General features: G+C 62.7%; 19 protein-coding genes and 2 riboswitches. Of the genes, 11 read left to right on the top strand and 8 right to left on the bottom strand.

The genetic code is table 11. The features are described 5' to 3' along the window. Positions 1-12: 12 nt before the first annotated feature. On the bottom strand, positions 13-3,819 hold the full coding sequence (gene cobN, locus B0G74_RS22205) for a cobaltochelatase subunit CobN (RefSeq protein ID WP_132377051.1): 3,807 nt from the start codon (positions 3,817-3,819) through the stop codon (positions 13-15). 6 nt (positions 3,820-3,825) lie between these two features. Further along, complete coding sequence (gene cobW, locus B0G74_RS22200; RefSeq protein ID WP_279388613.1) at positions 3,826-4,917, bottom strand: cobalamin biosynthesis protein CobW; 1,092 nt, start codon at positions 4,915-4,917, stop codon at positions 3,826-3,828. A gap of 197 nt (positions 4,918-5,114) precedes the next feature. Further along, positions 5,115-5,396, bottom strand: a riboswitch (cobalamin riboswitch). Between the two features lie 67 nt (positions 5,397-5,463). Continuing rightward, positions 5,464-5,716: riboswitch (cobalamin riboswitch) on the top strand. 237 nt (positions 5,717-5,953) lie between these two features. On the opposite strand from cobW, the gene cobA reads away from it, so the two are divergent. The 5 genes from cobA to bluB are packed head-to-tail and all read left to right on the top strand — an operon-like array spanning position 5,954 to position 9,726. Further along, the gene (gene cobA, locus B0G74_RS22195; protein WP_132379275.1) at positions 5,954-6,727 is read left to right on the top strand and encodes a uroporphyrinogen-III C-methyltransferase; all 774 of its coding nucleotides are present in this window, start codon (positions 5,954-5,956) and stop codon (positions 6,725-6,727) included. Next, positions 6,724-7,167, top strand: coding sequence for a cobalamin biosynthesis protein (locus B0G74_RS22190; protein WP_132377050.1), 444 nt, complete (start codon positions 6,724-6,726; stop codon positions 7,165-7,167). The genes cobA and B0G74_RS22190 overlap by 4 nt, the downstream gene beginning before the upstream one ends. Positions 7,168-7,178: 11 nt before the next feature. Next, positions 7,179-7,781, top strand: a complete 603-nt coding sequence (cobO, locus tag B0G74_RS22185; RefSeq protein WP_132377049.1) for a cob(I)yrinic acid a,c-diamide adenosyltransferase — start codon at positions 7,179-7,181, stop codon at positions 7,779-7,781. A 3-nt stretch (positions 7,782-7,784) separates the two neighbouring features. Then, positions 7,785-9,083, top strand: coding sequence for a cobyrinate a,c-diamide synthase (locus B0G74_RS22180; protein ID WP_132377048.1), 1,299 nt, complete (start codon positions 7,785-7,787; stop codon positions 9,081-9,083). After that, the gene (gene bluB, locus B0G74_RS22175; protein ID WP_132377047.1) at positions 9,067-9,726 is read left to right on the top strand and encodes a 5,6-dimethylbenzimidazole synthase; all 660 of its coding nucleotides are present in this window, start codon (positions 9,067-9,069) and stop codon (positions 9,724-9,726) included. Before B0G74_RS22180 ends, bluB begins: the two co-directional genes overlap by 17 nt. A gap of 12 nt (positions 9,727-9,738) precedes the next feature. On the opposite strand, the gene B0G74_RS22170 is transcribed toward bluB, so the two are convergent. The 6 genes from B0G74_RS22170 to B0G74_RS22140 all read right to left on the bottom strand — a co-directional run bounded on the left by B0G74_RS22170 (position 9,739) and on the right by B0G74_RS22140 (position 16,521). Further along, positions 9,739-10,383 carry a DUF4136 domain-containing protein gene (locus tag B0G74_RS22170; RefSeq protein ID WP_132377046.1) on the bottom strand — a complete coding sequence of 215 codons (645 nt, stop codon included), beginning with the start codon at positions 10,381-10,383 and terminating at the stop codon, positions 9,739-9,741. Next, positions 10,380-12,890 (bottom strand): CHASE2 domain-containing protein, encoded by a 2,511-nt coding sequence (locus tag B0G74_RS22165; protein WP_132377045.1) that lies wholly within the window; start codon positions 12,888-12,890, stop codon positions 10,380-10,382. The genes B0G74_RS22170 and B0G74_RS22165 overlap by 4 nt, the downstream gene beginning before the upstream one ends. A 66-nt stretch (positions 12,891-12,956) precedes the next feature. Continuing rightward, a complete protein-coding gene (locus tag B0G74_RS22160) occupies positions 12,957-14,408 on the bottom strand; it encodes a FecR domain-containing protein (protein ID WP_132377044.1) in 1,452 nt (483 codons plus the stop codon). Next, positions 14,405-15,142, bottom strand: a complete 738-nt coding sequence (locus B0G74_RS22155; protein WP_132377043.1) for a response regulator transcription factor — start codon at positions 15,140-15,142, stop codon at positions 14,405-14,407. Before B0G74_RS22155 ends, B0G74_RS22160 begins: the two co-directional genes overlap by 4 nt. Before the next feature lie 475 nt (positions 15,143-15,617). Beyond that, positions 15,618-15,836: a hypothetical protein gene (locus B0G74_RS22150; protein ID WP_132377042.1), complete on the bottom strand. Its 219-nt coding sequence runs from the start codon at positions 15,834-15,836 to the stop codon at positions 15,618-15,620. Between the two features lie 343 nt (positions 15,837-16,179). Further along, the gene (locus B0G74_RS22140) at positions 16,180-16,521 is read right to left on the bottom strand and encodes a hypothetical protein (protein WP_132377041.1); all 342 of its coding nucleotides are present in this window, start codon (positions 16,519-16,521) and stop codon (positions 16,180-16,182) included. Positions 16,522-17,149: 628 nt separating this feature from the next. Here B0G74_RS22140 and hpnJ point away from each other — a divergent pair. From hpnJ to B0G74_RS22110, 6 genes are all read left to right on the top strand, one after another. Then, positions 17,150-18,571, top strand: coding sequence for a hopanoid biosynthesis associated radical SAM protein HpnJ (hpnJ, locus tag B0G74_RS22135; protein ID WP_132377040.1), 1,422 nt, complete (start codon positions 17,150-17,152; stop codon positions 18,569-18,571). A 1,250-nt stretch (positions 18,572-19,821) separates the two neighbouring features. Further along, positions 19,822-20,046, top strand: a complete 225-nt coding sequence (locus B0G74_RS22130) for a hypothetical protein (RefSeq protein ID WP_132377039.1) — start codon at positions 19,822-19,824, stop codon at positions 20,044-20,046. Between the two features lie 729 nt (positions 20,047-20,775). Then, complete coding sequence (locus tag B0G74_RS22125) at positions 20,776-21,273, top strand: MaoC family dehydratase (RefSeq protein WP_132377038.1); 498 nt, start codon at positions 20,776-20,778, stop codon at positions 21,271-21,273. A gap of 2 nt (positions 21,274-21,275) precedes the next feature. Continuing rightward, positions 21,276-23,006, top strand: a complete 1,731-nt coding sequence (gene phaC, locus B0G74_RS22120) for a class I poly(R)-hydroxyalkanoic acid synthase (RefSeq protein ID WP_132377037.1) — start codon at positions 21,276-21,278, stop codon at positions 23,004-23,006. A 549-nt stretch (positions 23,007-23,555) separates the two neighbouring features. After that, a complete protein-coding gene (locus B0G74_RS22115; protein ID WP_132377036.1) occupies positions 23,556-24,557 on the top strand; it encodes an AraC family transcriptional regulator in 1,002 nt (333 codons plus the stop codon). A 248-nt stretch (positions 24,558-24,805) separates the two neighbouring features. Next, positions 24,806-26,608 carry an acyl-CoA dehydrogenase gene (locus tag B0G74_RS22110; protein WP_132377035.1) on the top strand — a complete coding sequence of 601 codons (1,803 nt, stop codon included), beginning with the start codon at positions 24,806-24,808 and terminating at the stop codon, positions 26,606-26,608. Positions 26,609-26,624: the final 16 nt, after the last annotated feature.

The raw sequence follows: 26,624 nt of genomic DNA, 5'->3' as shown, positions 1-26,624 counted from the left end.
TCATCGCTGGATTCATGTTTGCATTCCTTCGATCTGCTGCTCGCTCGCGAGCAGATGCTGTTCGACTTGCGCGCGATAGTCGCCGGGCGCCTGCCACAAACCGCGCTGCATGGCTTCGAGCAGACGCTCGCATATCGAATGCAACGCGTGCGGGTTATGCCGCTGCAAGAACTCACGGGTGTCCGCATCGTTCAGATAGGCATCGGTCACGAGCGCATATTGATGATCGGCGATCACGCGCGCGGTCGCATCGTAACCGTACAGATAATCGACGGTCGCGGCGATTTCGGCCGCGCCCTTATAGCCGTGACGCTTCACGCCATCCAGCCATTTCGGATTGACCACGCGCGAGCGGATCACGCGCGCGATCTCCTCGTGCAGCGTACGCACGCGCGGCGCGGCCGGATTGCTGTGGTCGGCGTGATACACGCTCGGCTGATCGCCAGCCAGATGCCGCACCGCCGCAACCATGCCGCCCTGAAACTGGTAGTAGTCGTTCGAATCGAGCAGGTCGTGCTCGCGGTTGTCCTGGTTCTGCAGCACCACGTCCATCGCGGCGAGGCGCGTACCGAACGCGTGGCGCGCTTCTTCGCCCGAGTTCTTTTGCGTGTACGCGTAACCGCCCCACGCCTGATACGCGTTCGCGAGATCGGCGTCGGTCTGCCATTGCTGCGAATCGATCATGTCCTGCAGACCTGCTCCATATGCGCCGGGCCGCGCGCTGAACACGCGCCAGCCGGCGCGCTTGCGCGCTTCGGCGGCATCCATGCCGCGCGCGATCAACGCATCGCGTTCGCGCAGCACGCGTGCGCGAATCGGATTCAGGTCCTCGGGTTCGTCGAGTTCGGCGACGGCCTGCACCGCTGCATCGAACAGATGCATGACGTTGGCGAAGGCGTCGCGGAAGAAACCGGACACCCGCAAGGTGACGTCGATACGTGGTCGGTCGAACGCCTCGATCGGCATGATTTCAAAATCGGTCACGCGATGGCTGCCCGGCGCCCACTTCGGCCGCACGCCGAGCAACGCGAGCGCTTGTGCGATATCGTCGCCGCCCGTGCGCATGGTCGCGGTACCCCAGACGGAAAGCCCAATGGCGCGCGGATAGTCGCCTTTCTCCTGCAAGTGCCGTTCGATCAACTGCTGGGCCGATTTCAAGCCGAGCGACCAAGCCGCTTGCGTGGGAACTGCGCGCGTGTCGACTGAATAGAAATTGCGGCCGGTGGGCAGCACGTCGGGCCGGCCACGCGATGGTGAGCCGCTCGGCCCCGGCGGCACGAAACGCCCTTCGAGGCCGCGCTTCAGTTGAAGCATTTCCTGCGGACCGCAAGCGTCGAGCCGTGGCAACACGTCGTTACGCAGACGCTCGATCACCTGCTCCGCGTGCGGCAAGCCGGCCGCAAAAAACGGCGCTACCGATGCGCCCGTTCGATCGCCACACACATCACGTAGCAACTCGGCCGCCAGCAACTCCAGCCGTTCCCGCGTATCGCCACAGTGCCGCCACGGCGCATCGCTCACGCGCTGCAGCACATCGGGACGCGGCCCGTCCCACGCCGCCGACCAGTCCACCGACAGCGGATCGAACAGATGATCCATCCGCAGATCACGCGCCAGCGCGTCGATCAAACCGGCCTTGCCGCCTTGGCCGTCGCCGACCGGAAAACGCCCCAACGCCAGCAACGTATCGCGCCGCTGCACGCCATCAGGCGATTGCCCGAACGTATGCAAGCCATCGCGAATCTGCGCCTCCTTCAACTCGCACAGCCACGCATCGACGCGCGTGAGCAGCGCGTCTTCATCGTCCTGCCCGTTCGGCGCCGCGAGACTCAGTTCCTCATGTAGCTTATGTTCGACGATGGTCGCCAGAATCGTGCGCCGCAACAGCTTCGAGCGGCGCGGGTCGACCATCAGCGCTTCATAGTATTCGTCGACCTGGCGCTCGAGATCCTGCAAGGGTCCGTAACTTTCGGCGCGCGTGAGCGGCGGCATCAGGTGATCGATGATGACGGCCTGCGCGCGGCGTTTCGCCTGGCTGCCCTCGCCCGGATCGTTGACGATGAATGGATACAGATGCGGCATCGGCCCGAGAATCAGATCGGGCCAGCAGGCATCGCTCAACGCGACGCTCTTGCCGGGCAGCCATTCCAGATTGCCGTGCTTGCCGACATGTACGATCGCGTCGATGCCGAACTGGTGACGCAACCAGAAATAGAACGCCAGATACGCATGCGGCGGCACGAGTTCGGCGTCGTGATAGCTCGCGTAGTCGCCCTGTTCGCGCGAACGCGACGGTTGAATGCCGACGAACACCTGTCCGCAGCGCCAGCCCGCGATCATGAAGCGGCCGCGCCGCAGCGTCGGGTCCTGTTCGGGCGTGCCCCAACGTGCGTTCAGCGCCTGGCGCGCCTCGGCGGGCAACGCATTGAAATGCGCGAGATAGTCGTCGAGAGCCAGGCTTTGCAGCGCGGGACGCAGATCGCGCACGACCGGATCGTTGGTCACGCCTTCGGTGAGCTTCTTCAACAACGCGTCGCCGTTCGCGGGCAAGTCGGTGAGACGATAGCCCTCGGCGCGCAGCATCGACAGAATGCCGACCACCGAGGCGGGCGTATCGAGGCCCACGCCATTGCCGATGCGCCCTTCGCTCATCGGATAGTTGGCGAGGATCAGCGCGAGTTTCTTGTCCGCGTTATCGAGTGAACGCAGACGGCACCAGCGCCGGCTCAGTTCAGCGAGAAAGCCGACTCGTTCGGCGTCAGGCTGATAACGCACCACGTCGACCTGAGTGTGAGGACAACGGTACGCGAGTCCCTTGAAACTGATCGCGCGCGTGATGATGCGGCCATCCACTTCCGGAAGCGCGATATGCATGGCGATATCGCGCGAATTGAGGCCTTGATTGTCCTTGACCCAATCCTCGCGATTGCCGCCGCTCAGGATCACCTGGAACACCGGCGCATCGCCGGCGAGCGCAAGTGGCTCGGGGTCGTCGATCGCGGACGCGGCGAAGGCGGTCGTGTTCAGCACCAACGCGACCTCATGCTGCGCGCACAGCGACTGCACGACGTCTCGGCTCATCGCATCTTTCAGCGAGGTAATCGCGATCGGCAGCGGATTCAGACCTTGCGATTCGAGCGCGTCGATCAGCGCATCGAACACGGCCGTATTGGCCGCCTGCAGATGCGCCTTGTAGAACAGAATCGCCGCGACCGGCGCGTCCCGCCGCCAGCGCGCCTGCCAATCGGCAACCGTCGGCGTGTCACGCTCGGGATGGTAGAGCGTCGCGGCGGGCAACGCGCGCGGCGGCGCCGGTTCGCGTCCCCAGCCGCAGACACGGTGCGCGATACAGCGCAGGAACGCCTCTGCATTTTGTGGGCCGCCTTCACGCAGATAGCGCCACAGCTGATGGCACAGATCGGCGCTCGCGGTGCTGCGCGCGAGCAGGTTCGGATCTTCCTGCAGATCGCCGGAAAACATCGCGAGCGTCTGCTGCTTGCGCTCGGCGAGCGCCACCACCTGCTCGATGCCGTAAGGCCAATACGCCTCGCCGCCGAGGTGATCGACCACCACCACGCGTGCATGCTGCAAGACGTCTTCGACATAGAAATCGACCGACGCCGGTTGCCGCAAATACGTGACGTTCGCGAGCCGCACGCTCGGGAAGCCCTCACCCAGGCGCGGAAAAACGCTCGCCAGCAGCGACAGCGTGGTATCGGCGGAACTGAGCACCACGATATCCGCGGGCTGCTGATCGATACGGATCACGCCTTGCGTATCGTCGACAAAACCGCCAGGCGTGGTACGCAGCAGATGCATGAGCGCTTACGCCTGTTGCGTTTCGACGCTCGACGGCATGCCGAGCGCCGCGTCGAACGCGCGCTGCAACGCGGCCTGATCGAGGTCCTCGCCGATCAGCACGAAGCGGCTCGGGCCGCTTTCGCCGGCCTGCCAGCGTCGATCGAAATAGCTGTCGAAGCGGCGGCCCACGCCCTGGATCACGAGACGCATCGCCGCGGCCGGCAGCGCCGCGAACCCTTTGACGCGGTAGATCGTGTTCGTTTCGACCAGACGCTGCAACGCAGCGATCACCGCTTCGCGCGACGACACATTCGCCTGCACGACCACCGAGTCGAACTCGTCGTGATGGTGGTCGGCGTCGTCGGCGGAACCGTGGTGATCGTGGCGCAAGTGGATCGTGTCTTCCGAGGCCGCTTCGAGTCCCAGCAACGTGTGCAGATCGAGTTGCCCCATGTGCGCGCGCACGATCTTCACTTGCGGCGGAATCTCTTCGCGCAGCAACACTTCAACCGCGCTTTGCTGCGCGTCGTCGAGCAAATCCGTCTTGTTCAGAATCACCAGATCGGCCGCGGACAACTGATCTTCAAACAGTTCGTGCAACGGCGACTCGTGATCGAGATTCGGATCGGCCTTACGTTGCGCATCCACGGCGACGGGGTTGTCGGCAAACTGACCGCTAGCCGCGGCCGGACCGTCCACTACAGTCACCACGGCATCGACGGTGAAACTGTTCTTGATCTGCGGCCAGTTGAAGGCCTGCACCAGCGGTTTCGGCAACGCGAGACCCGACGTCTCGATCAGCACGTGATCGATCTGATCGCGGCGTTCCACGAGCTTTTCCATCACCGGAAAAAACTCTTCCTGCACGGTGCAGCACAAGCAGCCGTTCGCGAGTTCATACAGTTGGCCTTCGGTTTCGACGCCGTTTTCATCGCAACCTATGCCGCAACCCTTGAGGATTTCCCCGTCGATGCCGAGTTCGCCGAACTCGTTGACGATCACCGCGATGCGCTTGCCGCCCGCATGCTGAAGAATATGCCGCAGCAGCGTGGTCTTGCCGCTGCCGAGAAAGCCCGTGACGATGGTGACGGGGATCTTGCGCATTTGAGTTTGCATCGTGAGGTCCATCCGTAGGAGTTGCACGCGCACGCCGCTGTGTCTGTATGGCCATCTGCCTACGCGGGCAAAACGAGGCACAGGCCCGGCCAGCCACGACGATAACAAAACACGGGGACGAACGACGGCGTTGCCGCGACAACAGAAAAACAGAAAGCGGGAATGAGGTCATGAACGCAGCGCCGCATCCCCGCGGCGTTCGTCCTTCGTATTCTGGCCGGTATCCGGGCTGGCGAAAGCGCCGCTTCCCCTTCCCGGGCGAGTGATTTCTCGCCCAGTGGTGATATGCCGACGCGGCCTTGCGCGTGGACATCGAAGCCGGCTCCGCGGCGCTAATGAACTGAACTTAGCACCACATTTCGCTTACCGTTGCGGGGGCAGCACAGGTTGACCCGATCCATGGCAGGTGGGCACCCTGTTTCCCGTTTAACTGCATGCGCACGAGCGCGCATACGAGCACCAAAGTGCGTGCGAGTGTAGGCCCGCGGCCCGGTGCCGTCAAGGAACCGCAAGCCGCGAGCGCTTATCGGGCGGGGCGCCATGTGCTATCGTATGCGCGCGTTTGGTGCCCGCACATGCATTCGCGTGTGCAGTTAAACGGGAAACAGGCGGCGCTCCATGCGCTCAACCTGTGCTGTCCCCGCAACGGTAAGCGACCTGCGGCGCAATCTTGAGTTGTCTTGCGCCGCGCATGCGTTTTTTCGATGCCACTGTCCAGCACATTCCAGCGAATGCGGACGGGAAGGCAAAGCGCATGAGGCCGCCAGCCCGGATACCGGCCAGACGCGGAGGCGGCGAACCTCAGGGCAACATCGCGCCGCCGGCAGCCGGAATCCGCGAGGGACGGATGTGAAGGCGCTGAAGCACGACATAGTGTGTCCACGTATGCGGATTCCGGCTGGAATCGCTACGCGCCACCCATTGCGCCGTGCCTGAATCCGTCGTACCGCATGACCCCAAAGTCCGCCGCCTGGCGACCGTCCGCGCTTTACCCCTTCCCGCTTGTCACGACATGGCGCTCGCCATGCACGCCGCGATGACCCGCGCCTGGCTGATCGGCGCCGGCCCCGGCGACGTCGAACTCATGACCATCAAGGCGACCCGTGCATTGGCGCAGGCCGACGTGGTGCTGGTCGACGATCTGGTGAATCCCGAGGTGCTGCAGTTCGCGCGCGCCGACGCGCTCGTCGTCTACGTCGGCAAACGCGGCGGCCATCCATCCACGCCGCAGGACGGCATCGTCGCGCAGTTGCTCGAACATGTGCGGGCCGGGCGCAGCGTCGCGCGCTTGAAAGGCGGCGATCCGTTCGTATTCGGCCGTGGCGGCGAAGAACAGCAGGCGCTGCACGCGGCGGGCATCGAGGTGGAAGTCATCAACGGCATTACCGCGGGAATCGCGGCGCCCGCGGCAATCGGCATTCCCGTCACGCATCGCGATCACGCGCAGGGCGTGGTGTTCGTCACCGGACACGGCGCGGGCAGCGGCGAGCCGGACTGGGCCGCGCTCGCGGCCACCCGCATGACGCTCGTGGTCTACATGGGCATGCGGCGGCTCAACGATATCGTCGGCGCGTTGCTCGCGGCCGGCATGAGCGCCGACACGCCGTGCGCGGCGATCGAATCGGCCACGCGTCCCGGGCAACGCCATGCGCTCGCGCGGCTCGGCGAATTCGCCGACACCGTCGCGCGCGCCGGGCTCGGCTCGCCGGCGATCGTGGTGATCGGCGGTGTGGCGTCGCTAGCCTTGGAGCGCGCGGCGGCGCAGGCCGACGCTGCAACGCCGCCCGCAGACGGAACGGATACGCAATGAAAACGCTGAGCGTCGGCATCGGTTGCCGTTTGCACAGCCCGGCTGAGCAGATCGAAGCCGCGGTGCGCGCCGCGCTCGGCGCGCATTCGTTCGACGAAATCCGCAGCGTGGCCTCGGTCGATACCAAAGCCCACGAAACGGGCCTGCTCGAATTTTGCGCACGTCATGCGCTGCCGCTGACATTCTTCAGGCTTGATCAGATCGCGTCGATGCCCGTGGCGGAGCCTTCGGCGGCGGTGCGCGAGCATCTCGGCGTGGACGGTGTTTGCGAGCCGTGTGCGCTGCTTGCCGCGACTGCCGGGCTCGGCGAACCCGGCGCGCTCAATGCGGATCGAGCCCGCCTCGTCGTGCGCAAAACCGTCCATGCCGGCGTCACCGTGGCGATTGCTTCGAGCGCCGCGCACGCCGATAGTGAACACCCAAACAACGACACTCAGTAACAGGACCTGCCATGAAGACCGATCCCGAATCGCATCAACGCATGACCGAGCGTCGCCGCGAAGGCCACGAGAAAAAACAGGCCAACGCCACCGTCGAAAAAGGCCTGCTGATCGTCAACACCGGCACCGGCAAAGGCAAAACCACCGCCGCGTTCGGCATGGCCGTGCGCGTGCTCGGCCACGGCATGCGCCTCGGCGTCGTGCAGTTCATCAAGGGCGCGTTGCACACGTCGGAGCGCGACTTTCTCGGCGCAATCGCCAACTGCGATTTCGTCACGATGGGCGACGGCTACACCTGGAACACGCAGAACCGCGACGCCGACATCGCGACCGCCCGCAAAGGCTGGGACGAAGCGCGACGCATGATCGAGAGCGGCGATTACCAGATGGTGATCCTCGACGAGCTGAACACGGTACTCAAGTACGAATACCTGCCGCTCGACGAAGTCCTCGCGGTGCTGACCGCGCGCGCGCCCATGCTGCATGTGGTGGTGACCGGCCGCCACGCGCCGGACGCGTTGATCGAAGCCGCCGATCTCGTCACCGAAATGCGCATCGTCAAGCATCCGTATCGCGAGCAAGGCGTGAAAGCGCAGCGCGGCGTGGAGTTCTAAGCGATGGCCGCGTGCCCCGCCCTGTTCATCAGCGCGCCCGCGTCGGGCCAAGGCAAGACCACGATCACGGCGGGTCTCGCGCGCTACCATCGGCGGCTGGGGCGACGCGTGCGCGTCTTCAAGACCGGACCGGACTTTCTCGATCCGATGATTCTGGCGCGCGCGAGCGGCGCGCCCGTGCTCTCACTCGATCTATGGATGGTGGGCGAAGCCGCCTGCCGCACGCTGCTCGCGCAAGCGGCCGCCGAAGCCGATCTGATCCTGATCGAAGGCGTGATGGGTCTGTTCGACGGCACGCCGAGCAGCGCCGATCTCGCCACCACGTTCGGCGTGCCAGTGCTCGCGGTGATTTCGGCGAAGGCGATGGCGCAGACCTTCGGCGCGGTCGCCTTCGGTCTCGCGCAATTCCGGCCGCAGGTGCCGTTTTATGGCGTGCTCGCCAATCGCGTCGGCTCCGCGCGGCATGCGCAGATGCTCGAAGAAGCGTTGCCGCCGGAGTTGCGTTGGTGCGGGCACATTGCCGCCAGCGATGAAATCGCGCTGCCCGACCGGCACCTCGGCTTACATCAGGCGGACGAAATCGACGATCTCGACGCGCGCCTGGATCGTGCCGCTGACACTCTAGGCCGCACCGCGCTCGCCGAACTGCCACCGCCTGTCGAATTCGGCGCGCCCTTATCGGACGTCCTGCCGCGCCTGCTGGAAGGCAAGACGATTGCGATTGCGCGCGACGCCGCGTTCTCGTTCATCTATCCGGCCAACATCGCGCTGCTGGAAGCACTCGGCGCGCAAGTCGCCTTCTTCTCGCCGCTCGCCGACGAAGCACTACCGGAACACGCCGACGCTGTCTATCTTCCCGGCGGCTATCCTGAACTGCACGCCGCCACGCTGGCCGGCAACACCCGCAGCGGCGCAAGCATTCACGCGCACGCGAGCTCCGGCAAGCCGCTCGTCGCCGAATGCGGCGGCATGCTCTATCTGCTCGACCAACTCACCGACACGCACGGCGTGACCACACCGATGCTCGGCCTGCTGCCCGGCCACGCGACGATGCAAACGCGCTTCACCGCGCTCGGCATGCAGCAGATCGACAGCCTGCACGGGCCGATGACGGGCCATACGTTTCATTACTCGAAGCTGAACACGTCGCTTACGCCGCTGCGTTCAGCGACCCGGCCGCAGGGCGACGCGCCGGGCGAGGCCGTCTATCGCGCCGGCTCGATCGTGGCGACTTACATGCACGCTTATTGGCCCTCCAACCCGGCCTTCACGGCCGCCCTGTTCCATGGCGAAGCCTTTTAACGATTCCGAGCGCGACGCCGTCTACCGCGCGATTTACGAACGCCGCGATATGCGCCATTTCGTGCGCGACCCGGTCGACCCCGCCGTGCTGCAGCGTCTGCTCGACGCGGCGCATCACGCGCCGAGCGTCGGCTTCATGCAGCCGTGGCGAATCGCGCGCATCACCGATCCTGCGCTTCGGACCGCTTTGCATGACACGGTGGAGAACGAACGCCTCGCCACCGCCGATGCGCTCGGCAAACGCCGCGAAGAGTTCATGAAGCTGAAAGTGGAAGGCATGCTGGACTGCGGCGAGCTGCTGGTGATGGCGCTGATGGACGGCCGCGAGCGCCACATCTTCGGCCGCCGCACCTTGCCGGAGATGGACCTCGCGTCGGTGGCGTGCGCGATCCAGAACATGTGGCTGGCCGCGCGCGCCGAAGGTCTCGGCATGGGCTGGGTGTCGCTGTTCGACGTCGACGTGGTTCGCCAACTGCTGCACATGCCCGAGGGCGCGCGGCCCGTGGCGATTCTGTGTCTGGGCCACGTCGACCAGTTTTATAGCGAGCCGATGCTGGAAACCGAACGCTGGGCGAGCCGCATGCCGCTTACCGACTGCGTGTTCGAAAACCGTTGGCCGGAAGACAGCAATGCGTCGGAATGATCCCGACGCGCGTTACGGCTGAAGCGGTTTCACCGACATGACTTTCGGCACGCCGCTCGCCTCGTCGGCGCGCAGTTTCACGCGCCAATCTGGCGGCGCATCGAAGGGCAACCTGGCCAGCGCGCTTTTGACGAGCGTCGGCATGGCATGCAACGGATCCGCATCGCGGTCGCGGCTCACCGCGCTGACTTTGTAGACCTCCTGTCCGCTCGCACGCTCGAAAAACCGCAGCGTCAGCGCATGCTGATACGCAGGGCCGCCGAACAGCGAGAATGGTGTTTCGGGCGGTCGAACACAGTCGCCCGACGTGCAGCCATTGTCACCGACGCCGATCGTCGCCCGGCGCGTGTCGTAGGCCACTGAAAGCAGATAACGCCCGGACTGCCCCGTCGTTTCGACGAAGCCCTGTTTCGTCAACTCGTCCACCAACAGGCTTTCGAATTGCGGATGGTCCGCGCTGGCTTCCTGCGACGGCATGCGCGCCATCGTGTAAGTCCGCTCGCCTTGCAGCGCTGCGGTCGCGTTCGCGGCGTCGGCGGTATGCACGTCGGCGCTCAGGCCCGTGCAACCGGTGAGACTCGCCGCGGCCAGCGCGGCACAGATCAGGATTGCTTTCACCATCTTCTCGCTTCGATAGGGTGCGTATTCATATGTCATGTTCGTGGCGCGAGCGAGGCGCCCGATTGCGCGTCTTCGAGCACCGGTAAGCAGATCGTAAATGCCGTGCCCTGGCCGGGCTCGCTGGCCACTTCGACATCGCCGCCGTGGCGCGTGACGACCGTCTTGACGAAGGCCATGCCGAGCCCCGCGCCGCCCACTTCCGGCCGCTCGCTTTCGTGAAACCGCCGGAAGCGCTCGAACAGTCCCGCCTGCTCCTCTTTGGGTATGCCGTAGCCCTGATCGCTAATCGTGCACGACACGCGCCTGGCCGCGCCCGGCACGCCCTTCGGCGTCAGGCTCGCGAGGCTGCACACGATCCGCGTATCCGGCGGACTGTACTTGACCGCGTTGTTCAGAATGTTGACGAGCGCGCGGGTCATCAACGAACGGTCGGCGCAGATCCAGTGGCCGTCGTCGGCGGCGTCAGTCTCCGTGTGCAGCGTGATGCGCTTGGCGTGCGCCTGCGGCCAGACTTCGTCGCTGGCGTCGATCAGCAACTCGGTCAGGCTCACCGGTTCGAGCACATAGGTTTGCGATTCGGCGCGCGCCAGTTGCACGAAATCGTCGGCCAGCGTGAGCGTGCGCTGCGCGTAGCGTTCGATGCGCTCCAGCAAGGCGCGCGCGAGCCCCGGCTCGCTGCGGGCGCGCTCGATCTCCACCAGCGCCAGAATCGACGCCTGCGGCGAGCGCATGTCGTGCGACAGAAGCCGCAGCGCGTCTTCCCGCTGACGCTCGGCCGCATGCAAGGCCGACACGTCGACAAGGCCCGCGATCCAGCCGGTGGTCTCGCCCTGCTCGTTGGTGCAGTTCGCGTAGCGCAGCAAGTGGTCGCGCTCGTGGGCATCGCGCACCTCGACGCCGTGCGCCATCAGCGCGGCGAATTCGTGGCGCGCCGGATCGAGCGGCGCCGGCCAGTGCGTGCGGGCGAACAGATTGTTTTCGGCATCCGACGCCGCGTCGCCGTCGATCGTCTTCACGAGCGTCAGGCCGCCCAGCACGGCTTGCATCGAACGGCCTTCGGGCAGCGGCGCGCCGAGCCGCGCGAAATGCGCCTTGGCGGCATGATTCGCGATCAGCACGACGCTGCGCACGTCGCTCACGAGGATCGGCTCGGGCATGCTGTCGAGGCTGTCCCACACAAAACGCTTCATGTCCTGCACGCGCTGCGCGGCCTGCGCCATCAGCGCCATGTGCTGCTCCAGCACGTCGCCGCCGAACTCGCGGCGGCGCTGCGGCGTTTCCGGCAGCAGATGGGGTTCGTCGGCGAGGCGCTGCAGTTCTCCGCGCAGATACGCCATCGTCATTTCGAGGCGCCGCCAGTTCCAGATCGGATAGACGGTCACGACACCCAGAATCGCCGGCACCGGCGACATCCACAGCCGCGCGCCGTACAGCAAGGCCGCGCTGCCGGCCGCCGCGAGCAGACACAGTGCGCCGGTCAGCAGCAACGAACGGCGCGGCGACAGCACCAGAAATCCGGCCAGCAGCGCGGCAAGCGGCGCGAGCGACGCCGCGAACAGCATCCACGGATAGACCGGCTCGATTCCGCGGCCGGTGAGCAGCGTATCGAGCACGTTCGCGTGGATATACACGCCGGGCAGCGGGCCCAGTTTGCCGGACACCGGTGTCGCGAAGCGGTCGTACAAGCCCGACGCGGTCACGCCGATCAACACGATGCGGCCGCGCAACTGGTCCGGTGTCACGTCGCCGGCGAGCACGCGCGCGAAGCTCAGCTTGGTGTAGTTCTGCGCGTTCGGACCGAAGGGGATCAGGAAGCGGCCTTCGCCGCCGTCGGCGGCTGCGGCTGCGGCCGCGGCTGCTGATGCTGATGCGGATGCAGATGCGGCCAAAGCATGGCTGCGCTGCCAGCCGTTCAGATGGAGCGAGCCAAGCTCCGCCGCCTGGGCGACCGGCACCATCAATTGCGGCCAGCGTGAATCGGCGTCGCCCTCGTACCGCGCGACGCTGCGCACGATGCCGTCGCTGTCGACTTCGAGATTGATATGGCCGAGCCCCGCCGCCGCATGCGCGAGCGGCGCCACCGGCTCGACCACGACGCGGCGGCCGCCGTCATCGGCTGCGGTGAGCAATACCGGCAGATAGGTCGGACTCAGCGCGATGGCGCGGGCCAGTTCGGCGTCTTGCGGATTGGCCTCGGTGAACAGCACGTCGTAGATCACCGCGGCGGGCTTCGCGCTGGCGATCCGTTCAAGCAGCTTCGCGTGGACACTGCGCGGCCACGGCCAGCGCCCGAGTTGCGCGATGCTCGCGTTGTCGATTTCGACCACCACGATATCGCGCAGCAAAGGTTGCGCATGCAGGCTCAGAAAGCGGTCGTAGACCAGTTGATCGACACTCGCGCTCAGACGGCCAAGCGAACTGAGCAGAATCACCACGATGCCCAGGCAGCCGATGCCCGCCCATTCAATCAGAAAGCGGCGGCCGGCGCGCCGTCCGAGACGGGCGCGCGGATCGAGGCTCAGGCGCGTAGGTGTGGTCGGCAAAGGGTTGCTTGGTTCGAAGCCAGGAAGCGGGCTGATGCATGGCTCAGCCCCGTGAATCTACCAGCGTCAGCGCGCAAGCGTAAACGAGCGCACCGCGCTGCTCTTTTCGTAGAAGCGGCCGTTCTCGAACTGCTCCGCGACAATCGTCCAGTAATAGACGCCGGCCGGCAGATCGCTTACGAGCAGTTGGCCGCCCGACAGATCGGTGCGGTCCACAAGCGGATGGCGCAGATCGGCCGTGGTCGCCAGCACGAAACGAAAGCGTGTTTCGACCGTGGCGCGGCTGACGAACCAGCGGAATTCATAGTCGCGGCTGCCGGCCCGCTGCGTCGCCGACGCGGCTAGCCCGAGCTGGCGGCGTTCGAACGTGTACACCTGCGGCAGGCCTTCGAGGCCGTTGGAGTCGAGCGCGGCGATGCGTACGAAATAGGTGCCGTCGGCCAGGTCGCCGAAATCCGCATGCGGCTCGCTCACGCGCTGATCGCGGATCAGGTCGAGCTGGTCGGCGTCGCGTGCGATTTGCACGCGATAGGCCACGGCACGGTCGGCCGGCACGAGATCGAATGCGACGGTCTTGCCGTCCTGCACTTTGGCCGGCTGCGTAAGCGCCGGCGCGGGCAGCAACTCGACAGGTTCGCCGATCGCATCGCCCGAGCGAGTCACAATGCCGAAGCGCGCCTTCACGAGCTGCGCGGAGCTCTGCAGCGGCACGCCGGGCAGCGGCGCCGAAGCACGGCCGCCGAGCGCCGCCGGGTCGACGCCGACTGCGCCATCCAGCACTTCGACCGCGGTGGTTCGCGCGTCGCCGTCGTAAGCGACCTTGAACCGCGTACCGCGCACACCCGCCACGACCGACGGTGAGCGGATCTGAAAACGGTCGTCCTTTTTCGTCGCGTGCGTTACCTGGCTTTCGACTTCGCCGCTGTGCAGTTCAAGCATGCGATCGCCGGCGCCGGTCAGTGTGGTGCGCCGCAGCGTGCCGATATCCAGCAGGCCGTTCTGCCCCACCGTGACGTGCGAGCCGTCCGGCAACTCCAGCGTCACAAAGCCGTTGTCCCCGGTGCGGACGCGGTCGCCTTCGCCGAGGGTCGTGCCTTCCGCGAGCGGCACGTAGGGGTTCTTGCCGAACGCGTGCTCGGCCGGTCCGCTGGTCGCGATCACGCGGGCCGACTCCTGTTCCTGTTTGAGCTTGCCGGCGGGCAGAAGCAAAGCGATGCCGGCCGGCATGCGGCGTGGCGCGGGCACATGATTCAGGCGGCTCAGCACGGCCCAATCATTCGGATCGCGCATATAGCGGCCGGCGATGTCGTACAGCGTGTCGCCTTCGTGGGTCAGATACGAGACGTATTCCGGCGCAGCGGCTTTTGCACGCTTCGGTGCGCGCGACGATTGCGCGGACGCCGACACCGGCGCGAAACAGGTCATCGCGAGCAGGCCAACGGCCGCCAGCCATGCACTGCTGCGGCGGCTCGGCGAAACCGCGCCGCCGCGCGCTGCTCCATCGACGGAAAACGTCACGCCTCCCCCGCTTCGGGGCGTTCGTCGGCTGCTGCCGGCGGCGCGGCGGAATCGACCCGCTCGAGCCGGTAGCCATAACCGTAAATCGGCGTCAGACGGTAGCCGTGCTCCGGGCGCAGACCGAGCTTGCTACGCAGCATCGACACGTGGGTGTCCATGGTGCGCGACGGAATGTCGGTTGCCTGCTTCCAGATCACATCGAGAATGTGCGCGCGCGACAGCGGCCGGCTCAGATGTTGGAACAGCAGGAGCGCGAGCTCGAATTCCTTCTGCGTGACGGCCACTGCCGTGCCGCGCACCACCACGTGCTTGGCGCCCAGATCGAATTCGAATTCGCCGAAGACTTCCTTCGCCGCGGGCGGCTTGAGGTGGTAAGCGCGGCGCAGGAGTGAGCCGACGCGCGCCAGCAAGACCGCGGCGGACACCGGTTTGACGACATAGTCGTCCGCGCCTGTGTTGAGAATCGACGTGATGTCGGTTTCGCGGCCGCGGCTCGTCATGAACAGCACCGGCAGGCGCTCGGAGAGGCTTTCGCGCACCCAGCGCAGCACCTCCTCGCCCGACATGTCGGGCACGTTCCAGTCGAGCACCAGCAGATCGAACGTCTGGCGCCGCAACTGCCGCACCAGTTCGCGGCCCGCACCGTATGCGTGACAGATATGGCCCGCCGCCGACAGCGTTTGGCAAACCAGGTCGGCCTGAGCCGAATCGTCATCCAGGACAGCAATTCTCATAACACCCCGCAACGCGACATCCTTCGTAACTGGTGGCCGGCTAACCGGCAGATGACCGGGATGACGGCGTAAAGCACCGACGATCCGGCTTCCAATTTCATCTTCGGCTGCACATTTTTCGACTAGTGGTCCTTTGCCTTACGCCCTGTCCGGTCCGGTCCTGCCGCCGCAGTCTCGATATTGGGACGCGTGATTGGCTTTATCGCGCCGGGTATCGAAGGGGGCGGTTCATCATAATCGAAAAACGGCCGCTGTTTTCCGGATGCGATTAAGCCGCTATCCGGTCCGGCTATGCGACGCTATTTATTGGTATCGACCGCAAGGATCGTAGTTCGGGTCGGCTGGTCTCGCTCGCACGGTAATTGGCCCCGTTTGCCGTTGTCTTTTCAGGCCGCGCCCGGCATTGAGGTTACGGCGATTTGACAATTTGCGAGTCAGTATAGAAACAGTCTCAAAATAAATCGTTTAAAGATTGTTAAACCGAATTGAGGCTGCCACCGCAGAAATACATCGAAATACGCAGATCGCCGCGGCGGTCGTCGAGCGGAACGCAAAATGAAATATCCGTGACACTGGCGATGATCCCGCCCTCGACCGACGTCGTGACAGAGCGCACGCGGCCGCATCGGACACCAAACATGGTGTTGGTGCATATACCGTCCGGCGCCTCGTCACCGACTATCTGGCCGGACACGTCGAGCGCAACACCAGTCCCGCAGTGCAGGCAAATACCCGATACGCGCTCGGCATCCCCATCGAGCCGATTCTGGACAAGCTTCCTGAAACCGTCACTCGCAAGATGGCCTTCGATAGGTTGGAACGGTTAACAGATCGCCCCACCTATGTGAACCGCATCAAGATGAAACTTGGCGGACCTGGCTGTCGCTGATCTATCCAGCGACCTCGATGATTCTGCTTCCATACTTCTGGTCTGTTGCATACGCGTTGCTGCTCGCGGTGTGCGGCAAGACGTACGAACGGCAAGCCCCCAAAAGGAAGAAACGCCTTGACGCGTCGACGTTCGTCGAAGCGTGCGTTTACGGGTCCACCTCCAGCGTTACGCCGGCACAGCGAATCACGTGCAGGTAAGCGACTGTATCCCCGACTGCGGCGGTGGCCTGCTCCGCAAGGCTGCGCATGCGCGAAGACTTTTCGGCGCACGCCATCATCGTCTCGAGAGCGTCCGAATCTGCGAACCCGTGAGCTGCCGCAGCACCGAGTATGGCATCGAGAACGCGTCGGGCCGCAACTCGGGCAGCGATCGGCGCCAGCGGAGCCCGATACGTAAGAAAGCCTGCCATCAGTAAAAATTCGACCGGGCTGATGCGCTCGCCGTTGCCAACAGGAACACCGTCTGTATTGACTCGTTCTTGCGTCATGGTTCGTCTCCCGCTCTGGAGCAGCAAGCGCTGTGATCGCGCAGATCCGTGCCGCTATTGCCGCTGGCCGGTCCGTAGGGGATTCGACGACGGCCCGGTGCTGCACGCAGCACCGGACACCGCTTGATGTCCGAGGTGATGTCTCGGGCGGCGCAGAAATAGTCTAGTACAGGATGAGTCGCCAATGACGGTAAACACGGCGTAAGATCGCCGCGGACGTGGCCTTGTAAGTGTGCGTTTCGCTAGCTGAGCATCGACACCGGGTTTATGCGACCTTCCACCTTCAACGTAATCGCACTGTAACTATCGACAGGTTAAAAGATCGATTTTTCGTCATGCCGAGGCGCCAAGTCGTAGTATTCTTGATTCGCCTCCTGCTCCCCGGCGATAGCCGCTGCCTCACCACTTCACGTCAACTGTTGTGCGGCTCTGAAAATGTGATGATGCGGCGAATCCCTGCAAGCCCATTTCCGTGGGCGCACAGGAGATGACGGCTTCCAAAGCAACTACCTGGTCATTTGTTATCTTTTTGAAGGCTTCGAAACACTTCGCGAACATCGCCGATGCCTGGCGAGTCCAAGTGGGTGACTAATCCCGGCCACGCGGACTATTCTCTTCGAGGGTATTCATGAAAACGCTGTTTCTGCAGGCACCTTCATTTGAAGGCTTCGATGGCGGAGCGGGCTCACGCTTCCAAACGAAGCGCGAGATTCGATCATTCTGGTATCCAACGTGGCTCGTCCAGCCCGCCGCGCTGATTGAAGATAGCCGCGTCGTGGATGCGCCCGCAGATGACCTGTCGCTGGATACGACACTCGACATTGCTCAGAAATACGAACTGGTAATCATTCACACAAGTTCTCCATCGTTCCAGAGTGATGTTCAATTTGCAGAGCACCTGAAGCGGCGCAAGCCCCGGATCCTGATCGGGATGATCGGTGCAAAAGTCGCCGTCGATCCTCACGGCTCGCTGACTGCGAGCGACGCACTCGACTTCGTGTGCCGCGAAGAATTCGACTTCACTTGTCGCGAGATCGCACAGGGCCTCCCGTTCAAATCGATTCTCGGACTGAGCTATCGTCTGCCGGATGGCGGGATCATGCACAACGACGCCCGACCGATTCTCGAAGACATGGACCAGTTACCGTTCGTCTCGCCGATCTATAAGCGCGACCTGACGCCGGAGAATTACTTCAGCGGCTATCTCAAGCATCCGTATCTGTCGCTCTACACGGGGCGAGGCTGCAAATCCAGATGCACCTTTTGCCTCTGGCCGCATACGGTTGGGGGTCATCGCTACCGCACGCGCTCGGTCGAGAACGTCCTCGAAGAAGTGAAATGGATCAGGGACAACATGCCCGAAATCAAGGAGATCATGTTCGACGACGATACCTTTACGGATCTCCGACCGAGAGCCGAAGAGATCGCTCGCGGTCTCGGCAGGTTAGGCGTGACGTGGTCGTGCAACGCCAAGGCGAACGTGCCCTATTCAACGCTCAAAGTGATGAAAGAAAATGGGCTGCGGCTCTTGCTCGTCGGGTACGAATCCGGCGACGATCAGATTCTCGTGAACGTCAAAAAGGGCCTGCGGACCGATATGGCCCGCCAGTTCAGCGACGATTGCCACAAGCTCGGCATCAAGATCCACGGCACGTTCATTCTTGGGCTTCCCGGCGAGACGCACGAAACGATCCAGAAGACGATCAAGTACGCGAAAGAGATCAATCCCCACACGATTCAGGTGTCGCTCGCCGCGCCCTATCCGGGAACCGTCCTTCACAAGCAAGCGGTGGAGAACGGATGGTTGAATGAAGGGAAGGTCATCGCCCTCGTCAATTCGGCAGGCACCCAGGCTTCCACGATTGGCTATCCGCATCTGTCGCGCGAAGAGATCTACGTTGGCGTTGAGGAGTTCTATAAACGCTTTTATTTCAGACCAGCAAAGATCTGGGAAATCGTCCGCGAGATGCTGGTGAGTTGGGAGATGATGAAACGGCGCCTGCAGGAAGGCGTAGAGTTCTTCAGATATCTTCGTGCACGCAAGGCATGAGGCGCCGGTCTACCTTTCTCGGAATGATGGGCCGCCCGGCATCAGGACGAACATCGCACGGGTCGGCCCAACTGCCCGGACCGACTCACGCTTAAAGTGACAAGAAGCGTGTCGCGGCCGCGGTTGGGAATCCAGGTCGGCTTTCTACGGCCAGACCCGCACTCGGCTCGGAAGCCTCTGCGGCACAACTATCGTCCGGTCGAACTGGCTACCGGATTGCACGCTCAGCGCTTTTTTGTCTCGGGGCGTCTCGTTGAACGGACAATTTGACATACGTCATTTGAACGGCAAGGGGCAGAGATAGGTTACCGGTACCGCGTAATTGCTGGCACCTGCCATGTCGCAGGAGAGTGTAGATGACCAAGTGCGTTGCGCGGATGCCGGCCCGCGCATCGGCACGGGTCACTAACACTGGCGAGGCAAATACCATGGAATTTTTGTTATTAGCGGCAATCTTCCTTACATCGGCTGGATTCCTTGTTAGCGCTGCCGTAGCGCCGAACCCGCCTGCAGCGATGGCGCCAGCCTCTGCTTCCGGCTCCGGGGAAGACAGGACCACGGCCCCGCAGCCACGTCCCGAGTCGCCCGGGATGAATGTTCCACTCCCTCAGCAGAATCCTGAGCCACACTCTCACCAATAAGGCGTCGAACAAACGCATAGGTGTGGCTGCGTGTGACCGAAGTGTCTCGTCTTCGCGCGAAGATATGCGAGTTGCTGGACGTAGTGCGAGCGAGTATCAGCAGCAATGCCGACAACGTAGCCACGGTCGCAGTGCCACCAACCTTCGTAACAGTATGCCCTTGGTGAGTTACCAACTAGCGTCGTGGAATACGACCTCGACGATAAGCGAAATCAGTTTCATGAGAGCGTGAGGCTATTGGCAGGCAGAACGAGTGACGGTCAATCACCCGATCCGCAATTCGATCCCAGCCAGCGCAATCGGTTGTAACGACAGCAAGCAGGCGATCAATTGTTCGCGAGGCCGCGAAGGCAAACCCATTATCTTTGTCGGGTTGATCCGTTACGGGTTGCATGTAGCGCTCACTCAGCGCAGGGTCTACAGTCCGTGTATATGTCATCGCGCAGTTCACGCGGAAGAGCCTGGCTCCATTGCCCACTGGCGGCCAGTGATGGCCGTACCGCAGGGATCATGGCGTAATTGGGTGGTCACCGACTACCAGCATCTGTGAACGCACGCGATACCGGTTCTGCCTGTATATCGACACTCGGTCGACTTCTGGAGATCAATATGAACGGCCGCCGCGGCCCCGTTTTTGCATCCGTTTTCTACGTGGCACTTTCATTCCTGTCGGCGCCTGTGGCATTCGCCCAAACCGGCGCCGCGGCGACTAAGCAGATGCAGGACACCCAGCGCAAGGCCCAGCAAAAGGCTCGCGAGGCCAAAAAAGCCGCCCCCCAGGACGCGGACACCCAGACTGAAAAGAAGGCCAAACCGGCGTCCGAAGCTGAGTAAGCGTTGCATACGCCCACGCGATGCTCCGTCCGAGCGGGCGTCGCATCGAAGAAACGGTTCGGGAAAGCTTTCGCGTTATACGCTGTTCGTCTGCGGGTATGGACGAGGTCAATGGATGGGAAAAACCGCAGCGCTCGATCGTACTCCGATGCAAATGCGTCGCCCGTTCGGCAGGTTACGCTGTTTTTGTGCGGCCAATTAAGGACTCCGGTCAGAGTTGTGACTTGAGGCCGGTGAGTGATTGCAGTTCGCATGGCATGTTCCAAGGAAACAGCGCGGTGTGGTCATCGACGGCCTGTACAAGTGGGATAAGTCGGAACAGCCAGGTGAGTTACCGGTACGAATCGACGCCGCTGAGGCACCCGGACCCGCTGCCCCTGCAGTGGGGCAAACACGCATCGGCGAACCACCTGCTTCGCAAGTCATGGCCGACTTTGTCAATAGATGGGCCGCTTTAGGTAGTCGGTTCGCGTCCCATTGGGACTAAGATCGGCTCAACGGTTAGCGCGCCGGGCCATTAACTCTGCCCAACCCGTGTCCCCTCTTCGATCGCTTTTCTCGTGATTGCGCCGTTGAATCCTGAAGGTGACAAACATCCAGGTACCGCGCGCGGCGGCAGAATTTCACTTTGCCGCATTCCAGGGCCCGCGTGAAATTGACGCTGTGAGGCGACGACACTTCGGAAACGTACAGGGTCAGTCCATTCAATAACAACCAGTTGAGCAACAGATGAACGAAATCGGCGGTTACGACATTGAAGACCTGGAAACAGGCATGAGCGCCACCTTTGCGAAGACCATAACGGAGACGGATATCCTGTTCTTCGCGGCCGCATCGGGCGACAACAACGCCGTACACATTAACGAGGAATTCGCGCGGACCACGTCGTTCAAAGGGCGCATTGCGCATGGGATGCTGACCGCAAGTGTGATTTCCGCGACCCTCGCCGGACACCTTCCGGGCCCCGGTACGGTGTACCTCGGGCAGAACCTGCGTTTCAAGGCACCAGTCCGGCCCGGCGATACGGTGCATGCAACGGTCGCTGTGAAAGAACTGCAGCCGGAAAAGGGCCGTGTCGTGATGTCGACCGTCTGTACGGTTGGCGGAAAGGTGGTGATCGACGGCGAAGCAACCGTCCTGGCCACGTCCCGTGCGCGGCGCCTGGTTGAAAGCGCGGCCAGTGCCGAACCGGCTGCAATCATGAGTCAATCAAGCGAAGCGGTGTGATCATGTCGTTAAACGTACCCACTGAATATGTACAGGGATTCCTCAAGTCCGGGCAGCGGTTCTGGCGCGCAATGACCGGTCTGGAGGCGAATGGCGCTCCGCAATACGACACGCACACCAGAGCGGAACCCCCGGAAGCACTAGCCGTTTCCGCGGCGCTTCTCGAGGCTCACTCGGCGTACTGGCCGCAGCTGGCGTCGGTTTGGACCCGCACGCTAGCCAGCACGATGGGCGCGGAAACCGAGCCCGTGATTGCGCCGCAGCGCAGTGACCGCCGCTTTCTCGCCGAAGACTGGCGCAAGAATGCCTGGTACAGCCTGCTCAAGCAGAACTACCTGCTCAACGCGCGGTTGCTTGAAGACGTCGTCGATGCGGTTGTCCTAAGTGAAAAGGACAAACGGAAGCTCGAATTCTTCACGCGGCAGTTCATCGACTTGCTGAGCCCAGCCAATTTCGCCGCAACCAATCCCGAGGCGCTCAGGCTTGCGTTCGAATCCAGCGGTGACAGCTTGCGTGACGGCTTCACGAACCTGCTTGGTGATCTGCAGCGCGGCAACATTTCGATCACGGATGAGACCGCTTACGAGGTCGGGCACAACGTGGCAGCGTCCCAAGGCGCGGTCGTGTTCGAAAACGATCTATTCCAGTTGATCCAGTATGCCCCGCTCACCGACAGGGTAGCCAAACGCCCACTGGTGATCGTGCCGCCCTGCATCAACAGGTATTACATTCTCGATCTGCAGCCGGACAATTCCTTTGTGCGCTTTGGCTGCGAACAGGGGATGACCGTGTTCATGGTGTCGTGGCGCAACCCGGATGCCGCGATGGCGCAGACGACATGGGACGACTACGTCGAACAGGGTGCATTGACGGCAATCAACGTAGCGCTGGCGATCACTCGTGCCGATCAGGTCAACGCGGTCGGCTGGTGCGTGGGAGGCACGATTCTGTCGTCTGCCGCGGCGATTTCCCGGGCACGGGGCGACGACAATATGGCTAGCATCACGTTGCTCACCACGATGCTGGATTTCGAAGAACCTGGCGAGCTGGGCGTCTTCATTGACGAAGCAGGCGTCGTTCAGCGCGAGAGTGCAATCGGTCGAGGCGGCATCTACTCAGGCAAGGAACTTGGGTTCACGTTCCAGACGTTGCGAGCAAACGATCTGATCTGGCCATATGTGATCGACAACTACCTGAAGGGCAAGTCGCCGCCGCCGTTCGACCTGCTGTACTGGAACGCCGATAGCACGAATCTGCCGGGGCCCATGTACACCTGGTATTTGCGCAACATGTACCTGGAGAACAACCTGTGCAAACCAGGGCGATTGACGGTATGCGGCATGCCAGTCGACCTGGGACGCATCGACACCCCGACCTACGTACTGGCAACCGAGGAAGATCATATCGTGCCGTGGCGGTCGGCGTATCGATCCACACAACTGGTTGGCGGCCCAACTCAATTCGTTCTCGGCGCGAGCGGCCACATAGCCGGGGTCGTCAATCCTGCGTCGAAGAACAAGCGAAGCTTCAGGGCCAGTGGCGATTTGAGCAGCGATCCGGATGCGTGGCTGGCGTCAGCCGAAACACGGCCGGGTAGTTGGTGGACTCACTGGATCGAGTGGCTGAAGCCGTACGCTGGAGATTCGGTCAAGGCGCGCACGAAGCCGGGAAGCGCCCATCATAAGCCGATCGAACCGGCGCCCGGGCGCTATGTGAAAGCTCGCACGGCATAGGGCTTGCTCCGGGCAGCACGGCCCCGGCATGCCGATTCCCTGCCACTCGTGCGTGCGCATTTGCTCCACGGAATCGAATCCATTCCGTGGACTTTCGCGATGCTTCGAAACCTTTCCCCGGGCACAGGGCGATATTGCTCTCGCTACTTGCGGCCTACTTGCGGCCTGACACTGGCGCCACCGCCCGATCGATTCTATTCAATCATTCACCTTCCTATTTATCATGCACCGCAAATCAACCGTATCTAATCTCGCGCCGGACGAAGTGAAGGCAACCTCAAGTGCGACGGGTCTCCACCCCGTTGCAAAAACAGAACACGAAAGCAACGCACTGCAAGCGGAAACGCCGGCCACACGCATGCCAAAAGCAACGTGGGCCTGGGCTGAAAGCTCCAGACACTTCGACTGGATGGACTGGCATACCCCCTCGGCCCATTCGACCATCACTGACTTTGACCTGTAGATATAGGTGGGGCTGTTACCTGGTCTGAACGGTGCCGTACAATGACTGACGTGGTGAACCGACATTAACGAGTCCCGTCAACGCCCATGCATTCACCCAGCGCCACCGTCCCGATCTCACTTGTCAACGGTTTCCTTGCGGCCGCGGGTGCACGGCCGGGTCTGGTCGGCAAATACCTGGACGAAGCCAGCATCTCGCCGGCGCTGCTGATCGAACCGGGCGCGCGAGTCACGGAGGAACAGTTTTCGACTTTATACCGTGCCCTCGCCATTGAATTCGACGATGAAATGCCGGGCATCTTCGCCCGTCCGATGCGCAGCGGCACCCTGAAGTTTCTTTGCCTGAGCCTGCTCGATGCACCCAACCTGGAAATTGCCATGCATCGGTTCGGGCAGTTCTTCCACATTGTCCTCGATGACTTCAGGTTCGAATCGCGCAGAGATGGCCTGATAGCATGCGTTGCCCTTCACCCTGATCCATCGTCGACCGTCAGCATGCTCGGGCAGCAGCTCATGTTAAAGCTCGCACACGGCGTGGCGTCATGGCTGATCGGTCAGAAAATCCCCCTGCTGCAAGTCGAGTTCGCGTTTTCCTGTCCGCCGCACACGGTGGATCATCTGTACCTGTTCCCCGGACCTGTCCATTTCGACTGCCAGCAAACGCTGATGCGCTTCAGCGCCGCGTATTTCGACATGCCCATCCGCCAGCGCAAGACGAATTTGCGCAAATTTCTCGCACGGGCTCCGGAGGACTGGATTTTTGTTTCCTTCAGCGAGCAGCTCACGAGCCACCGCATCCGGCAATACCTCGCAGCCAGTTTGCCGGATGTGCCGACCGTCGAAGACGCCGCGCGGAGTTTTCACTGGTCGGTGCGCACCTTGTGCCGGCGCCTCGCCGCAGAGGAAACCGCATTCCAGACGCTGAAGGACGAGTTGCGGCGTGATATTGCGATCCAGCGACTCACCGGCACCAATGACCCGATCGCCGCGATCGCGGGCGATGTCGGCTTTGACGATCCCACCGCATTTCATCGGGCCTTTCGCCACTGGACTGGCAGCACGCCTGGCGAGTACCGCCGGCAACCCTGAGCGCGACCCTCCCCGTCCGGCCGAACCATTGAACCACAACCGGACTTGCTCGCCCCGCGCAATGGGGTAAACGCCCATCGGCGCTCTGCCCGTTTCGCAAGTCGTGGCCAACTTTGTCAATAGATGGGCCGATTTAGGTAGTCGATTCGTGCCCAATCGGGACTACGATCGGCTCACTGTTACCGCGCCGGGCCACTTCGTCTGCCCTGCCCGCGTCCCCTCTTAGATTGCATTTCTGGAAATCCATCATGAGCTATACGGCGCCCGTCAAGGACATGCTGTTTGTCATCAATGAACTTGCCCATCTCGATCGCGTATCGACGCTCCCGGGCTTCGAAGACGCCACTGCCGACACTGCGCAGGCGGTGCTCGACGAAGCGGCGAAGTTCAGCGCGGACGTGATCGCGCCGTTGAATATCGAAGGCGACAAGAATCCGAGTTCCTGGCGCGACGGCGAGGTCTACACCACGCCGGGCTTCAAGGAAGCGTTCCGCCAGTTTGCCGAAGGAGGCTGGCAAGGTGTCGTGCATCCCGTCGAATATGGTGGCCAAGGCTTGCCGAAACTGCTTGCGGCTCCGTGCATCGAGATGCTGAATGCCGCCAACCTGTCGCTTGCGCTGTGCCCGCTGCTGACCGACGGCGCGATCGAGGCGCTCTTGACAGCCGGCACCGAGGCGCAGAAGCAAGCCTACGTGCCGAAGCTGATCTCTGGCGAATGGACCGGAACGATGAATCTGACCGAACCCCAAGCCGGCTCGGATCTGGCATTGGTACGCACGCGCGCCGAGCTTCAAGGCGACGGGACGTATCGAGTGTTTGGCACAAAGATCTTCATCACGTGGGGCGACCATGACATGGCGAAAAACATCGTCCATCTCGTGCTGGCTCGTACGCCCAATGCGCCTGAGGGCGTCAAGGGAATCTCGCTCTTTGCCGTACCCAAGTTTCTCGTCAACGAAGACGGCTCGTTGGGCGATCGCAATGACGTGCATTGCGTGTCGATCGAACACAAGCTCGGCATCAAGGCAAGCCCGACCGCGGTTTTACAGTTCGGCGATCATGGCGGCGCAATCGGGCAACTGATCGGCGAGGAGAATCGCGGCCTCGAATACATGTTCATCATGATGAATGCGGCTCGCTTTGGCGTAGGCGTGCAAGGCATCGCCGTTGCTGAAGGCGCGTATCAGAAGGCCGTAGCCTACGCGAAGGATCGCGTGCAAAGCCGGCCGGTTGATGGCTCAGCCAAGCAGTCTGTGGCGATCATTCAGCACCCGGACGTGCGCCGCATGCTGTTGACGATGCGCGCGCTAACCGAGGGCGCCCGTGCGCTCGCCTATGTTGCAGCCACGCATAGCGACATCGCGCATCGCCACGCGGACGAAGCCGTGCAGGCAGAGCATCAGGCCATCTATGAATATCTCGTGCCGGTCGTGAAGGGCTGGAGCACGGAAATCTCAATCGAAGTGGCAAGCCTCGGCGTGCAGGTCCACGGCGGCATGGGCTTCATTGAAGAGACTGGTGCTGCACAGTACTATCGCGACGCCCGCATCCTGACGATCTACGAAGGCACCACGGCGATTCAGGCGAACGATCTGATCGGACGCAAAACCTTGCGTGACGGCGGCGCGGTGGCGAAAGCAATCCTCGCCCAGATTGATCGGACGCTGGGCGAACTGCAAGACTGCGCGGCGTTCTCGTCCAACCCTGCATTCCGGTCGCTGCACAAGCGGCTCACGACCGGCCGCCAAGCTCTCGCGAGCGTAGTGGAATTCATGCTAGCCAACGCCAAAAGCGATCCGAACGCAGTGTTTGCTGGCGGCGTGCTCTATCTGAAGCTGGCTGGCATCGTCCTCGCAGGCTGGCAATTTGCACGCGCCCTGTTGGTGGCTGCTGAGAAGCACGCTGAGGATAAGTCGTTCTACGACTCGAAGATCGCAACCGCTCACTTCTTTGCCGATCACATCCTGTCGCAAGCCGTCGCGCTTGAGGCATCCATCGTCAGCGCGAAGAACAACGAAGGCATGTTGGCGCTGAGTGAAGACCAGTTCTAAAGAAAAGGCATCGCAT

The organism is Paraburkholderia sp. BL9I2N2 (assembly GCF_004339745.1).
Taxonomy (GTDB): domain Bacteria; phylum Pseudomonadota; class Gammaproteobacteria; order Burkholderiales; family Burkholderiaceae; genus Paraburkholderia.
This window is presented reverse-complemented; position numbering and strand designations above follow the sequence as displayed.